This window comes from Loktanella sp. IMCC34160 (genome assembly GCF_004145845.1).
Lineage (GTDB): Bacteria > Pseudomonadota > Alphaproteobacteria > Rhodobacterales > Rhodobacteraceae > SELP01.
The window spans coordinates 1-13,525 of sequence record NZ_SELP01000003.1; the positions used below are offsets into that span (position 1 = coordinate 1).

At 61.7% G+C, this 13,525-nt stretch carries 13 protein-coding genes and 1 tRNA gene; 12 read left to right on the forward strand and 2 right to left on the reverse strand.

Going from position 1 to position 13,525, the window contains the following annotated elements; all coding sequences use genetic code 11:
• The 7 genes from EU803_RS18730 to EU803_RS08200 all read left to right on the forward strand — a co-directional run.
• On the forward strand, positions 1–201 hold a 201-nt coding region (locus EU803_RS18730), incomplete at its 5' end, for a hypothetical protein (RefSeq protein ID WP_207209181.1).
• Between the two features lie 410 nt (positions 202–611).
• Positions 612–1,649, forward strand: coding sequence for a rod shape-determining protein (locus tag EU803_RS08175; RefSeq protein ID WP_129681662.1), 1,038 nt, complete (start codon positions 612–614; stop codon positions 1,647–1,649).
• A 49-nt stretch (positions 1,650–1,698) separates the two neighbouring features.
• The gene (gene mreC, locus EU803_RS08180; RefSeq protein ID WP_129681664.1) at positions 1,699–2,616 is read left to right on the forward strand and encodes a rod shape-determining protein MreC; all 918 of its coding nucleotides are present in this window, start codon (positions 1,699–1,701) and stop codon (positions 2,614–2,616) included.
• Complete coding sequence (locus EU803_RS08185) at positions 2,609–3,148, forward strand: rod shape-determining protein MreD (protein ID WP_129681666.1); 540 nt, start codon at positions 2,609–2,611, stop codon at positions 3,146–3,148. The genes mreC and EU803_RS08185 overlap by 8 nt, the downstream gene beginning before the upstream one ends.
• Positions 3,145–5,085, forward strand: coding sequence for a penicillin-binding protein 2 (mrdA, locus tag EU803_RS08190; protein WP_129681668.1), 1,941 nt, complete (start codon positions 3,145–3,147; stop codon positions 5,083–5,085). The genes EU803_RS08185 and mrdA overlap by 4 nt, the downstream gene beginning before the upstream one ends.
• A gap of 12 nt (positions 5,086–5,097) precedes the next feature.
• Complete coding sequence (gene rodA / locus EU803_RS08195; RefSeq protein ID WP_129681670.1) at positions 5,098–6,237, forward strand: rod shape-determining protein RodA; 1,140 nt, start codon at positions 5,098–5,100, stop codon at positions 6,235–6,237.
• Between the two features lie 3 nt (positions 6,238–6,240).
• Positions 6,241–7,173, forward strand: coding sequence for a glyoxylate/hydroxypyruvate reductase A (locus EU803_RS08200; protein ID WP_129681672.1), 933 nt, complete (start codon positions 6,241–6,243; stop codon positions 7,171–7,173).
• Here EU803_RS08200 and EU803_RS08205 read toward each other — a convergent pair.
• A complete protein-coding gene (locus tag EU803_RS08205) occupies positions 7,170–8,195 on the reverse strand; it encodes a LacI family DNA-binding transcriptional regulator (RefSeq protein ID WP_129681674.1) in 1,026 nt (341 codons plus the stop codon). The genes EU803_RS08200 and EU803_RS08205 overlap by 4 nt on opposite strands.
• Before the next feature lie 119 nt (positions 8,196–8,314).
• Here EU803_RS08205 and EU803_RS08210 point away from each other — a divergent pair.
• Together EU803_RS08210 and EU803_RS08215 are read left to right on the forward strand one after the other, a co-directional pair.
• Positions 8,315–8,391: transfer RNA gene (locus tag EU803_RS08210), tRNA-Arg, on the forward strand.
• Positions 8,392–8,546: 155 nt separating this feature from the next.
• On the forward strand, positions 8,547–9,401 hold the full coding sequence (locus tag EU803_RS08215) for a hypothetical protein (protein ID WP_129681676.1): 855 nt from the start codon (positions 8,547–8,549) through the stop codon (positions 9,399–9,401).
• Between the two features lie 274 nt (positions 9,402–9,675).
• On the opposite strand, the gene EU803_RS18800 is transcribed toward EU803_RS08215, so the two are convergent.
• Positions 9,676–9,927 carry a hypothetical protein gene (locus EU803_RS18800; protein WP_242494317.1) on the reverse strand — a complete coding sequence of 84 codons (252 nt, stop codon included), beginning with the start codon at positions 9,925–9,927 and terminating at the stop codon, positions 9,676–9,678.
• Between EU803_RS18800 and EU803_RS08225 the strand changes: the two genes are divergently transcribed.
• The 3 genes from EU803_RS08225 (at position 9,926) to EU803_RS08235 (ending at position 13,363) form a co-directional block, all read left to right on the forward strand.
• Positions 9,926–11,398, forward strand: a complete 1,473-nt coding sequence (locus tag EU803_RS08225; RefSeq protein WP_129681680.1) for a relaxase/mobilization nuclease domain-containing protein — start codon at positions 9,926–9,928, stop codon at positions 11,396–11,398. The genes EU803_RS18800 and EU803_RS08225 overlap by 2 nt on opposite strands.
• The gene (locus EU803_RS08230) at positions 11,398–12,027 is read left to right on the forward strand and encodes a hypothetical protein (protein WP_129681682.1); all 630 of its coding nucleotides are present in this window, start codon (positions 11,398–11,400) and stop codon (positions 12,025–12,027) included. Before EU803_RS08225 ends, EU803_RS08230 begins: the two co-directional genes overlap by 1 nt.
• A 451-nt stretch (positions 12,028–12,478) precedes the next feature.
• Positions 12,479–13,363: a zincin-like metallopeptidase domain-containing protein gene (locus tag EU803_RS08235; RefSeq protein WP_129681684.1), complete on the forward strand. Its 885-nt coding sequence runs from the start codon at positions 12,479–12,481 to the stop codon at positions 13,361–13,363.
• Positions 13,364–13,525 lie beyond the last annotated feature (162 nt).

A 13,525-nucleotide genomic window follows, 5' to 3' on the forward strand; every position in this document is an offset into this window, starting at 1 on the left:
GTGAAGCTGACCTCCTATCATCGAACCGCCGAAACGACCCTAAGGAGACGATACACAGACATTCAATCCGTCGAAAAACAGACCAAACCGCCCACGTATCTCTTCAAAATACAAATTGTCAAAAAGCAACCGCACAGAAAAAACCAACCGACCCGCGCCTTACTTACTTGGCGCGCACCGCCCGATCTGACCTCTGTGTGATCCGCGTTCCTTCCGTCTAGCGTCCGGTTCCGCGTCCCGTTGGCACCTCAGCGCCGCCGGTGAGGGGGTATCTACGGATTACCGCCGGGGGCCGCAAGAGGATTCGAGCAAGAATTTTCGTTTTTCTGTCACTTTTTTTGTCGGCCCTTATTTTTAAGGGTGCGGGGCGTCTTTTCGCATCGGACGTGCCGGGCCACCCCTACATTATATATATACCCCCTCTCGGCAGCCATCGCCCGGGTGCCAGCCAGACCGGGCCGATCTGTCCGAGTCGCAACAGCGGATAGGCGCCGAGTCAGTCCCGTTTCCGCCCTTTCGCCAGCGCGAGGGGCCACCTATAAGGATCACCGTCCCGGGCCGGTGCCGAGTCGCGGGGCTGTCTTGGCATGGTAGAATAGGAAGACCCCACAATGGCTGGTTTCGGAGGCTTGTTTTCGTCGGATATGGCGATTGACCTGGGGACGGCGAACACCCTCGTCTACGTGAAGGGCAAGGGGATCATCCTGTCCGAGCCCTCGGTTGTGGCCTATCACGTCAAGGATGGCGTTAAGAAGGTTCTGGCCGTTGGTGAAGACGCCAAGCTGATGCTGGGCCGCACGCCCGGCAGCATCGAAGCAATTCGTCCGATGCGCGACGGGGTCATCGCGGACTTCGACGTAGCCGAAGAGATGATCAAGCATTTCATTCGCAAGGTTCACAAACGCACGACCTTCTCCAAACCGAAAATCATCGTTTGCGTCCCGCATGGCGCGACCCCGGTCGAGAAGCGGGCCATCCGTCAGTCGGTCCTGTCCGCCGGGGCCCGCCGCGCTGGCCTTATCGCGGAACCGATCGCCGCGGCCATCGGCGCAGGCATGCCCATCACCGACCCCACCGGCAACATGGTCGTCGACATTGGTGGTGGCACGACCGAAGTGGCCGTCCTGTCGCTGGGCGATATCGTCTATGCCCGGTCCGTCCGGGTTGGCGGGGACCGCATGGACGAGGCGATCATCAACTATCTTCGCCGTCAGCATAACCTGCTGATCGGGGAATCAACGGCCGAACGGATCAAGACATCCATCGGAACCGCGCGGATGCCCGACGACGGGCGCGGCGCGTCGATGCAGATCCGGGGCCGTGACCTGTTGAATGGGGTTCCCAAGGAAACCGAGATCAGCCAGGCTCAGGTTGCCGAAGCGCTGGCCGAACCGGTCCAGCAGATCTGCGAGGCGGTGATGACCGCGCTGGAAGCGACCCCGCCGGATCTGGCCGCCGATATCGTGGACCGGGGCGTCATGCTGACCGGGGGCGGCGCCCTGCTGGGCGAGCTGGATCTGGCGCTGCGCGAACAGACCGGCCTTGCGATTTCGGTCGCCGATGAATCGCTCAACTGTGTGGCACTAGGGACCGGCAAGGCGCTGGAGTATGAAAAACAGCTTCGGCATGTCATAGACTACGACAGCTGATCCCCGGCCGGTTCGGGGACCAGAACCCAGGCAGGGAAAGACGCACTCCTTGGCACGCGACCGCAACAGCGACGAGGTTTATGTCCGCCCGATCCGGCGTTTGCTGGTCGGTGTGCTTGTGCTGTTCATGCTTGCCGTCTTCCTGATCTGGCGGATCGACAGCCCGCGCGTGGAACGCTTCCGCGCGGCAGTGATCGACCGGGTGGTGCCCTCGTTCGACTGGGCCATGGCACCGGTGAACGGCGTTGCCCATCTGATTTCCGATTTCCAAAGCTACCAGCGGCTTGCCGAACAAAATCAGGAACTGCGGCGCGAGTTGCAGGATATGAAGGCCTGGCGCGAGGCGGCGATCCAGCTGGAAGAGGAAAACGCCAAGCTGCGCGACCTGAACAACGTGCGGCTGGACCCGCAACTGACCGCCGTGACCGGCGTTGTCCTTGTCGACAGCGGATCGCCGTTCCGCCAGTCCGTCCTTCTGAACGTGGGCGCGCGCGACGGGATCGTCGATGGTTGGGCCACGATGGACGGCATCGGGCTGGTCGGGCGGATTTCGGGCGTGGGCAATACGACAAGCCGGGTAATCCTGCTGACGGATACGTCAAGCCGGATCCCGGTCATCATTCAGCCCTCCGGTCAGCGGGCGGTTCTGGTGGGCGACAACACCATCACCCCGCCGATCGAATTCCTGGAAGACCCCGATCAGGTGCGACCCGGTGACAGGGTCGTTTCTTCGGGTGATGGCGGTGTCTTTCCCGCCGATATCCTTGTCGGGCAGGTCGCGCTTGGGTCTGACCGGCGGTTGCGGGTCCGTCTGTCGGCCGATTACGAGCGGCTGGAGTTCCTGCGCGTGCTGCGCAATCACCCGCGCGAATCCATTTCCGACCCCGGTGGCTTGCTGGCCCCGGTGACCCCGCCGCCCCTTCCCCTTGCCGAGGGAGCGACTGAGGCGGAGGCGACGGATGGTTGATACCCCGACCCGTCAACGCTGGATCGGTCGTGGCAGCTTTCTGCTGTTGTGCTTTGCGCTGGTGTTCTTTCACCTTCTGCCGCTATCGACCATGCCGCCCCGCTGGGCCCCGCCGGATTTCCTTCTGGCCCTGACCCTTGCCTGGACCGTGCGCCGCCCGGATCTTGTCCCCGTCGGATCGGTGGCGGTGGTCTTCTTTCTGACCGACATGCTGTTCCAGCGCCCGCCCGGCCTGATGACCGCGCTGGTTCTTCTGGTGACCGAGGGGCTGCGGGCGCGATCGTCATCAATGCGGACCCTGCCCTTTCCGCTTGAATGGCTGACGGTCAGTTTCGCCATCGTCGGGCTGGTGTTCCTGAACCGCGCGGCCCTCTTGATTGTCATGGCGGACCGCGCACCCCTGACCCCGACGGTCATTCAGATGGTGATGACAATCCTCGCCTACCCGCTTGTTGTGATGCTGTCCTATCTTATCTTTGGTGTGCACCGCCCCGCGCAGGGCGAGGTGGACGCCTTCGGGAGGCCGGTATGAGACGCCCGACGCGGGACACGGCGGAAAGCAACCGCAAGATCGCTCGGCGGACGCTGGTCCTTGGGGGGATTCAGCTTGGCGTCGTTGGCGCGCTTGGGCTGCGGATGCGGTCGATGCAGATTGAACAGGCCGACCAATATCGCCTTTTGGCCGATGAAAACCGGATCAACATCCGCCTGCTGCCACCCGCACGCGGGCTGATCTTTGACCGCACTGGCGTGCCGTTGGCCGACAATGAACAGAATTACCGCATCGTCATGGTGCGCGAGGATGCGGGCGACATCGACGATATCCTGTCGCGTCTGCGCAGGCTGGTGCCCCTGTCACCCGAGGATATGGAACGCGCCAAGGAAGAGATGATGCGCCGGTCCCCCTTCGTCCCGGTGACGGTGGCCGACCGGCTGTCGTGGGAAGATATCGCGCGCGTCACGGTGAACGCCCCGGCCCTGCCCGGCGTCATCCCCGAGGTGGGCCTGAGCCGCGTCTATCCCCTTGGGGCCGATTTTTCGCATGTGGTGGGCTATGTTGGCCCGGTGTCGGACTATGACCTGTCCCGGATCGACGATCAGGATCCTCTTTTGCAGATCCCCCGGTTCCAGATCGGCAAGACCGGGATCGAAAACAAACTGGAACACACCCTGCGTGGCAGCGCCGGCACCCGCCGGATCGAGGTCAACGCGCTTGGCCGGGTCATGCGCGAACTGGACCGGCAGGAAGGCATCCCCGGCAAGAACATCCAGCTGACCATCGACGCACGCCTTCAGTCCTATGTGGAAGGGCGACTTGAAGGCGAAAGCGCCGGTGCGGTCGTCATCGACCTTGAGAACGGCGACCTGCGGGCCGTTGGGTCGGCCCCCGGCTTTGACCCGAATCTTTTCGTGCGGGGAATCAGCGTTCGGGACTGGAACGCCCTGAACGAAAACATCTACCGACCGCTTGCCGCCAAGGCCTATCAGGGCACCTATCCGCCCGGATCGACCTTCAAGATGGTCACCGCGCTTGCCGCGATCGAAGAGGGGCTGCTTGACCCCGAGGAAACCGTTTTCTGTCGCGGCTATACCGAGGTCGCGGGCACCCGGTTCCACTGCTGGAAACGGGCCGGGCATGGCAACGTGAACCTTCACGAAAGCCTCAAGCAAAGCTGCGACTGTTATTACTACGAAATCTGTCAGCGGGTGGGGATCGACAAGATCGCCGAAATGGCCCGGCGGCTGGGGCTTGGAATCGAACATGACCTGCCCCTGTCCGCCGTCTCGGCTGGCCTTGCTCCGGACAAGGACTGGAAGGCCCGGGTTCGGGGTGAAGACTGGCGGATCGGCGACACGGTGAACGCCTCGATCGGTCAGGGTTACGTTCTGACGTCGCCGCTGCAATTGGCGGTAATGACAGCCCGGATCGCGTCGGGGCGGTCCATTTCCCCGCGGTTGGTTCTGGCGATCGACGGTATCGAACAACCTTCGGGGGCCGGGGAATCGCTTGGGCTCAATGAAAACTATCTGCGACGGATACGGCAGGCGATGGATGCTGTCGGCAATCACAGCCGGGGCACCGCCTATGGCAGCCGGATCGTCGAAGCAGAGATGCGGATGGCGGGCAAGACAGGCACCAGCCAGGTGCGCCGGATCACGGCCGAAGAACGGGCGCGCGGCGTCACCCGCAACGAAGACCTGCCTTGGGAACGGCGGGATCACGCGCTGTTCGTCGGGTTTGCCCCCGCCGATAACCCCCGCTTTGCGATTTCGGTGGTGGTCGAACATGGCGGGGGTGGGTCGTCCGCCGCCGCGCCCATCGCCCGGGACATCATGCTTCAGGCGCTCTACGACGGGCCGCCGCCGCTGTCGGCCTATCCCTCGAACGTGCGGGGGCGAATCCGCGCGCAGCAGGAACAACTGGAAAGCCGCGTGCCCCCGGGCGCAGTCCCGGCCGACCGGGCCTGACGGGGACGCGCGATGAGTTATCTGGAATATAACGCCAAATACGTCCCCACAGGACCGCGCAAGATCCTCTACCTGAACTGGGCGCTGGTGATCCTGCTGACGGCGGTCGCCTCTGCAGGGTTCCTGATGCTGTATTCCGTGGCGGGCGGGTCTGCGGAACCGTGGATGGACGCCCAGATGAAACGCTTTGCCGTCGGTATGGTCGCGATGGTGATCGTCGGGATGATCCCGATCTGGTTCTGGCGAAACGTCGCCGCGCTTGGCTATGTCGTGGCGCTTGTCCTTCTGGTGATGGTCGAATTCTTCGGCGAGGTCGGCATGGGCGCCCAACGATGGATCGACATCGGCCCGTTGCGATTGCAGCCCTCCGAATTGATGAAGATCGCGCTGGTGATGATTCTGGCCGCCTATTACGACTGGCTGCCGATGAACAAAGTATCGCGCCCGATCTGGGTGTTGCTGCCGGTGGCAATCATCCTGATCCCCACCGCGCTGGTCCTGAAACAGCCGGACCTGGGCACCTCGCTTTTGCTTTTAATGGGGGGCGGGGCGATCATGTGGCTGGCCGGGGTCCACTGGGCCTATTTCCTGACGGTCATCAGCGCGGGCGTCGGCGTGATCGTGGCCGTGTTCCAAAGCCGTGGCACAAGTTGGCAACTTTTGAAGGACTACCAGTTCCGCCGGATCGACACCTTTCTAGACCCCGCCGCAGACCCGCTTGGGGCGGGGTATCACATCACGCAGGCCAAGATCGCGCTTGGCTCCGGCGGTTGGACCGGACGCGGGTTCATGCAAGGCACTCAATCGCGGCTGAACTTTCTGCCCGAGAAACACACCGACTTCATTTTCACCACCCTGGCAGAGGAATTCGGGTTTGTCGGGGCATTCGCGCTCTTGGTCCTATATGCGTTGATCATCGGGTTTTGCGTGGCCTCTGCCCTGCGGAACAGGGACCGGTTTGCGTCGCTTCTGACCCTTGGAATCGCGGTAACATTCTTCCTGTTCTTCGCGGTCAACATGGCCATGGTGATGGGGCTTGCCCCGGTTGTGGGCGTGCCGCTGCCGCTGGTCAGCTATGGCGGATCAGCCATGCTTATACTTCTATTGGGGTTCGGGCTGGTCCAGTCCGCCCATGTCCACAGACCGAGGTGAACGATGGTCAATATCCTGTTCTCTGCCCACGATGACCGGTGGGAGGTCTACAAGACAGCCCTGCCCGAGGCCCTCGCCGAGGCGGGGATCGAAAACGTGACCCTGTCGCGCGACCTGCCCCCGGCGGATGTGGACTACATCGTTTTTGCGCCGAATGGCCCGGTCAAGAACTTCTCCCCCTACACCCGCTGCAAGGCGGTCCTGTCGCTTTGGGCGGGTGTAGAGACTGTCGTCGGCAATCAGACACTGACCCAGCCGTTGTGCCGGATGGTCGACGACGGGCTGAAGCAGGGAATGGTCGAATGGGTCACCGGCCACGTTCTGCGCCATCACCTTGGAATGGATCGTCACATCCTTGGACAGAATGGTGAATGGCGGCCCGAGGCCCCGCCGCTGGCCAAGGATCGCCCGATCACCATTCTGGGGATCGGTGAACTGGGGCTGGCCTGCGCCGACGCCCTGCGCGCGCTCAATTTCCCGGTTCGGGGATGGAGCCGGTCGGAAAAGACCCACCCGGGGATCGACTGCTTCCACGGCGAGGACGGGCTGACCAAGGCGCTCACCGGGGCGCAAGGCGTAGTGCTTTTGCTGCCCGCAACCCCGGCGACCGAGAACATCCTGAATGACCGGACGCTTGCCTGCCTCGCACCGGGGGCTTTCATTTTGAACCCCGGGCGCGGCCCGCTGATCGACGACGCAGCCCTTCTGGCCGCCCTGGACATTGGGCAGGTAGGCCATGCAACGCTCGATGTCTTCCGGGTCGAACCGCTGCCCGCCGAACACCCCTATTGGGCGCACCCACAGGTGACGGTCACGCCGCATATCGCCTCGGAAACCCGGCCCGATACATCGTCACAGGTGGTTGCGGAAAACATCCGGCGGGGTGAGGCGGGGGAGCCGTTTCTATTCGTCGTGGACCGCGGGGCGGGTTACTAGCCCCGGCGCAGCGTATCGCCAAAGGACAGCGTCGGCGAAAGCTCGATCCGCTCGCCTTCGACCTCGCCGCTGGCGTCCTGCCGGTTCGCGATAATGCGGGCAGCGGCCTGACCGATCTCGCGGCGGCAGGCGTCCATCGTGGCAAGGTGCCGCGGCAGACCTTCCAGAAGCTCGACACCGTTGAACCCGGCAAGCCCGATCTGACCGGGCACGTCGATGCCTTTTTCCAAGAGATAGAGAAGCCCACCGGCCCCAATCATATCATTGGAATAATACAGAAAATCGAGGTCCGGCGTGCGCGACAGCATCGCCTCGGTCATTTCGCGGCCCTTGGCCAGAGCCGACCCGCCGGAATAGAATTCCTGATCCGAAATTTCGATCCCCGCCTTGGCCAGTGTCCGGGTGAACCCTTCAAACCGTTTCCGTGCGCGGTGGTCCAGCGGCATCTTGGTGCCCATGAACCCGATCCGGCGATAGCCTGCATCGATGATGGCCTCGGCCATTTTCCGGCCCGCGCGGCGATGAGAGATGCCGACGCAACTGTCGACCGGCTCGCCGTCCACATCCATGATCTCGACCACCGGGCAGCCAGCCTGCGCCAGCATCGCGCGCGATGCCTCGGAATGCTCAAGGCCCGCGATGATGACCCCGGACGGACGCCAGGACAGCATCTCGAACAGAACCTTTTCTTCCTTTTCGGGAAGATAGTCGGTCACGCCAACCACGGGCTGCAATTGGGTGCCCTCCAGCACCTCCGAGACGCCTGCGAGAACCTCGGGAAAGACCATGTTGCCAAGGCTAGGAATGATCACTGCCACAAGGTTCACACGCTGGCTGGCCAGCGCCCCGGCGATCTTGTTGGGGACATAGCCCAACCGTTTCGCCGCTTCCTGAACCTTGGTCCGGGTCGTCTCGCTGACATCCCCTTTGTTGCGCAGAACGCGGCTCACCGTCATTTCACTGACACCGGATGCTTCCGACACATCCCGGAGCGTCAGCGGGCGCTTGCTTGGCGGTTTCACGTCAGGAATTCCCGTATCTTGTCCCTCTGTTCCTAGTTAGCCCCTGTTGACGGCATTGTAAAAGCCCTTCGACCGCCAACGTTGACCTTGGAAAAAAAGGCGGGCAATGAAGGGCCCGTGGCCCCGTGGCTCAACTGGATAGAGCAGCCCCCTCCTAAGGGGCAGGTTACAGGTTCGAATCCTGTCGGGGTCACCAAAACTGTTTGAAAAATATGGCTTATTTGCAAAGGGTTCTGCAGAGGCGTGCGGAAACGCCCGCGAGTTATCGCGTGGAATTCTCCTGAAACGGGTGAAATCTCGTACAAAACCTGTACAAAATTCGCACGTCTGTGCGCTCATTGGTGCCATTCAATGAGCTGGCGGGTGGCGAATGCGTGCGCCGAGCGGAAGTTCGGGAGCGCTGCACGCAAGCAGATCATCATGTTCCTGGCGGACAAGGCCTCGGACGATGGTTCGGGCATCTGGTGTTCGAAGGGGACAATCCAGCGGCATACCGAGCTGGGGGAAAGCACGGTCAAGCGGACGATCCGGGAGTTCCTGAAGGAAGGTATCCTGGTCGAGACCGGTGCTCGCGGGTGCAAGAACGGATTCACCGTCGTGTACCGGATCGACCTGGCGAAGGTCGAGGCACTGGAACTGACCGCAGAACCCGATATCGAGACGGGGGCCACAGTGGACCCCGTCCAGACTGGACCCGGAACCGGGGCCACAGTGACCGGGGTACCGGGGCCACAGCGGCCCCCAAACCATCCTAAAACCATCCAGAAACCCCCTACGCGCGAGCGCGTGGTGGCGGAGGATGAAGAAGCGGAGAAGGTGTTGGCGGCCTATCCACCGGACCGGGTGCGGGGGAAGGCGGAGAGCCTCAGGCGGATCAGGGAGGCCCTGGATGCCGGGACGGAGGTTGAGGAACTGTTGCAGGCCGTGAAGGCCTACGCCACCGAAAGCGCAGGCTTCACCCGGTCGAAGGTCTGTTTCTCTGACAACTGGTTCAAGTCACAGAAGTGGCGCAATCAGATCGACCAAATTTCGAGATCGCGAATGGCGGGGAAGGAGAAAGAGGCCAGCGCGCTCGATATGGCGGCGAATTGGATCATAGATCACCACCCTCTTTCCCGGCATGTTACACCACACCAAATCGACGCGCTGCTTGCGGCAGGTCGCGTTAGCGGGGAACAACTCAGATCAGCTGGTCTGCGCCAATGATCAGGATTTTTCCGAACGGTTGTACGATTAGCCAGCATACTTTTGTGGCCACGCTGCGCGTGGGGCCCCAAAAGGCTGGCGAGGGGTGGCTGCGCCTCCCCTTCGATCCCCTCAATCGGCCTGGGGCCGATCAAGACGAAAGCGTTTCCAGAGATGGGTGTGTCTCGAAACGCCTTCGTCTTGCCTCTCCAGTGCGCAACCGGGAGGTCGGTCTATGTGGGTAAAAATTCGCGTGACTCCCGACCAACGAAGCGCCTGGCACGCAAAGGCGCGATCACATGGGCTCAGCTTCTCGGACTTCGCCCGCGCAGCCATTGATGGCACCAGAACACGGCGTCGGAAGCAAATTCGTTCGATAGACCCGCGCCTGCTGCGCCAGTTGGCTCGGCTTGGAAACAACCTCAATCAACTGGCGCGATGGGCCAATCGCGATCAGCGGTATGCCGATCGCGTTGAGATCATGGGACAGCTGATCGGGATCGAACGCGAACTTGCCCGCCTTCGGGAGATCTATGAGATGAGCCATGCTGATTAAGTTCTTCGGCGGACGAGGCGGCGGCGGGGGCATCGCAAACTATCTCGTTGATCCGACACGTCCGGGCCGGGAAGGGTCGGCTCCGGAGATCGTTCGGGGTGATATCGAACAGACCGTGGCTTTAATCGACAGCAGCGACCGCAAGTGGTCCTACACAACCGGCGTGCTGAGCTTTGCCATTGAGGACGCGCCGACCGAAGCGCAGCAAATTGCCCTCATGGACGACTTTGAGCGTCTGGCTTTTGCGGGGCTGCGGGCCGATCAGTACGACATCACATGGGTTCGGCATAGCCATACGGAAGGCGGTCGCACGGAGCTTCATTTTCTGGTCCCCCGGATGGAGCTCGCAAGCGGCAAGGCCTTCAACATCGCACCGCCCGGTTGGGAACGCGCCTACGCTCCATTGCGAGACGCCTACAACTTCGAGTTTGGCTGGGCCAGACCCGATGACCCTGCCCGCTCAAGAACACAACACATCCTCGGTGAGGCTCCTGAGCGCGCAAGAACCCGTGAGGCGATAACGACTTTTCTCGAGGCCAAAATCCTCAGTGGAGAAGTGTCAGACCGTCCAAGCATGATCATGGCCTTGCAGGGCGCAGGGCTTGAGGTTCCCCGGCAGGGTAAGAGCTACCTCACGGCACTTGATCCCCACACCGGGGAGCGTTGGCGACTGAAAGGGCGCATTTTTGAACAGGACTGGACAAGAGACTCTGAACTTGACCGAGCAACTTCGGCTTCGGACCGCTCAGCAACGCAGCGAGCTGACGACCCTGATGAACAGCGAGCTGCACAGTCTCGCGCGCGACTTGAAGAGATCATCGAACGCCGCGCTGGATGGGTTCGAGCGCGATATCCAGCTGAGGTTGACCAGGATCGAAACGGAGGTCTCCACACGCAGGCGCATGATAGCTTCAGAAATGGACAAGATCCGAGAGATGCCGCGGTTGATGTTCTTGATGAGCGCGCTGATCGCAGCAACCGTATCGGGGCTGATATGGGCCGCGCCGATGATTTGGATCGCAGTTCGTCTGGAGGAAGTGAGGGTCGAGGTGAACGAGACCGGTCGTTTTCTGATCCTTCCCGACACAGCAGAAACCGGCTGGCGCTGTGGGACACAGCCTTGCGTAAGATTGGAGGATTGATTGACAGAGAACCTAACTCAGATCGAACGGGCGCTTTTGAACGAATTCGAGAATTTGGCGGCAGAATTCTCGAAGCTGGCGCAGCAGCAGGTGCATATGTCCGAGCGCTTCTCGGTCGAGACCAAGGCGCTTTTGAGCCGTCAGGACCGGCTCGAGACGCATTTGCTGCAAGTGAGCGAAGCCTTGAACAGGCAGAACGTATCAACATCGAAGCTGATCGAGCTGGCCAAACGATTGAGCAAGGCATGAGGATGGTCTCTCAGACGCGCGAACTAGAGCGCGATTTCGAGCGCCTGATTCAGAAAGGGATTGAGCGGTAATGCGGATAACCAACAAGAATGTGTCTCTGGTCTTTCGTGACAAGGACAAGCGAAGCACCAGCAAGGTCTACATCAACGATCTCGATGCCGCCGCAAGGCTTGCGGCACGGTATCGCGTCGCGAGCCACCAGGTAGACGTCATTGATGCGTTGGACCGTGTTGCCTTCCGCTGGGAAGTTGGTTCGCCGGATTGGCAGCCGGGCGACGCAAGGCATTCTTTTCTAGACATCGAAGCATATCGCTTCAGGCGACTGGGCGACCCCTTTTGGGAACCGGAGAGCCGGCTCCGGTTGTTGAACGACGCACTCGGTTTCGCGTTTGATACCGCGACAGGAAATGCCGATGAAGAGGACTTGGAAGGGCTGATCGTCCGGACCGAGCAAGGTGGCGATGATATTTGGTCTCTGATCCGCGAAGCCCGGATAGTGGCCGAAACAGCCGATGGGCAACCGAGTTCGACCCTATGGGAACAAACCATTGCGGAGTGGATGTCAGATGCATCCTGGCACTTCGTGGAATATGTCGTCGAGCACAACGCCCTGGCGAGCTACCTTCGTCTCTTCGACATAGAAAGCCGGGTGCCAAGGCTCGGTGTGGAACTTGCAAATCTGGCCGCCACAAGGGGATAGCGCTTGGCCGCTGGGTCGACACCTTCCCAATTGCGGCACCTCCCAACGGCCAGATTTCTCGGAAAATCCGTCGGCACGAACCTCGGCACCGCTAGTAGCGGCACCGGACTTCTCTGACAAATACCAATAAAAGAACATCCCCAACGTTCTCCAAATCCTGTTGATCCGCCTGCCATCCCGGCAGGCCCGTGAAAACCGGCAAGCGCCGCCGGTGGCGTCGGTTCCGGTCGAGAATTCCGGTTCCTCCCACGCGGACGGGCCGCGCGGTTCCCTCCCAAATTCACGCCCTCCACCCGGGTGTCACGGCCCCGCCGGGCCGCAGGACGGGCTTTGCCCTTACCTGCTCTGCCCTTCGGAATGCATGGGCATTCCAAAGATCAGACCAGGAAGGCCCGCCCATTGGCGGAAAGGGGAAGAGACCCGGCCCGCGTCGCTCGAAGGAGGGTCATAAATGACCGCAGAGAAGTTTGACGTTTATTCCCATGTCACCAATCAGATCGTCGCGCAGATCGAGGCGGGAACGCCGCCCTGGCGCAAGCCGTGGACCGGCGGCGGGGCATCGGCCAGCCTGCCGGAACGATTCAACGGCGAAGCCTATCGGGGGATCAACATTCTGGTGCTCTGGGCCACGGCGATGGCCAAGGATTACAGCTCAGCCCGCTGGATGACGTTCAATCAGGCCAAACAGCTTGGTGGACATGTCCGCAAGGGCGAGAAATCCGCAACCGTGGTGAAAAATGGCACCGTCGAGCGCGAGGACGAGAACGGCGAGGAGCGGCAAATCCCCTTTGCGCGGGCCTACCGCGTGTTCAATGCCGACCAGATCGAAGACTTGCCCGCCGAGTTCTATATCCTGCCTGACCCGCCCCGTGATCTTGGCACCGTAGCCGACCCCGAACTGGAGGCGTTCTTTGCCGCAACCGGCGCGCAGATCGACGTGACCGAGGAGCCGCGCGCTTACTACAACATCAAGACTGACCGCATCCACATGCCGCCGATTGGCACGTTCTATCAGGCGGCTGGGTATTTTGGCACCTTGGCCCATGAGACAATCCACTGGACTGGCGCGACAAAGCGGCTGGACCGTTTGGGCAGGTTCAATGACCGCAAGGCATACGCCTTCGAGGAACTGGTCGCGGAGATTGGCAACTGCATGCTTTGCGCGCAGATCGGGGTGGAGCCTGAATTCGACCAGAGCGCCGCATATGTTGAAGGCTGGCTTGAGGCGATGAAAGAAGACAGCCGCGCGATCTTCCGCGCTGCGTCCGAGGCGCAAAAGGCCGTGGACTACATCATGGAGCGCACCGCGCAGGCCGACCGGATAGCCGCCAAGTAACAGTCCGCACCACTGCAATGATCGAGGCCCCCGTCAGCAGGCGGGGGCCTTTTGCGTTCTGGTGTGATCCAGGTGGTGGGCGGTTTCAGGGTGACCTGTCGGCGGGCAACCTGAAGGCCACCCACCGACAGGCCCGGCGCTTCGCGCGGACGCCCCAAGGGG

What these genes read in the sequence shown, in the direction of transcription:
- mrdA (WP_129681668.1), top strand. Translation starts at nt 3,145, where the DNA reads ATGAGACGCCCGACGCGGGACACGGCGGAAAGCAACCGCAAGATCGCT.
- EU803_RS08230 (WP_129681682.1), top strand. Translation starts at nt 11,398, where the DNA reads ATGCGGATAACCAACAAGAATGTGTCTCTGGTCTTTCGTGACAAGGAC.
- EU803_RS08175 (WP_129681662.1), top strand. Translation starts at nt 612, where the DNA reads ATGGCTGGTTTCGGAGGCTTGTTTTCGTCGGATATGGCGATTGACCTG.
- rodA (WP_129681670.1), top strand. Translation starts at nt 5,098, where the DNA reads ATGAGTTATCTGGAATATAACGCCAAATACGTCCCCACAGGACCGCGC.
- EU803_RS08235 (WP_129681684.1), top strand. Translation starts at nt 12,479, where the DNA reads ATGACCGCAGAGAAGTTTGACGTTTATTCCCATGTCACCAATCAGATC.
- EU803_RS18800 (WP_242494317.1), bottom strand. Translation starts at nt 9,927, where the DNA reads ATGGCTCATCTCATAGATCTCCCGAAGGCGGGCAAGTTCGCGTTCGAT.
- EU803_RS08225 (WP_129681680.1), top strand. Translation starts at nt 9,926, where the DNA reads ATGCTGATTAAGTTCTTCGGCGGACGAGGCGGCGGCGGGGGCATCGCA.
- EU803_RS08200 (WP_129681672.1), top strand. Translation starts at nt 6,241, where the DNA reads ATGGTCAATATCCTGTTCTCTGCCCACGATGACCGGTGGGAGGTCTAC.
- EU803_RS08185 (WP_129681666.1), top strand. Translation starts at nt 2,609, where the DNA reads ATGGTTGATACCCCGACCCGTCAACGCTGGATCGGTCGTGGCAGCTTT.
- EU803_RS08215 (WP_129681676.1), top strand. Translation starts at nt 8,547, where the DNA reads ATGAGCTGGCGGGTGGCGAATGCGTGCGCCGAGCGGAAGTTCGGGAGC.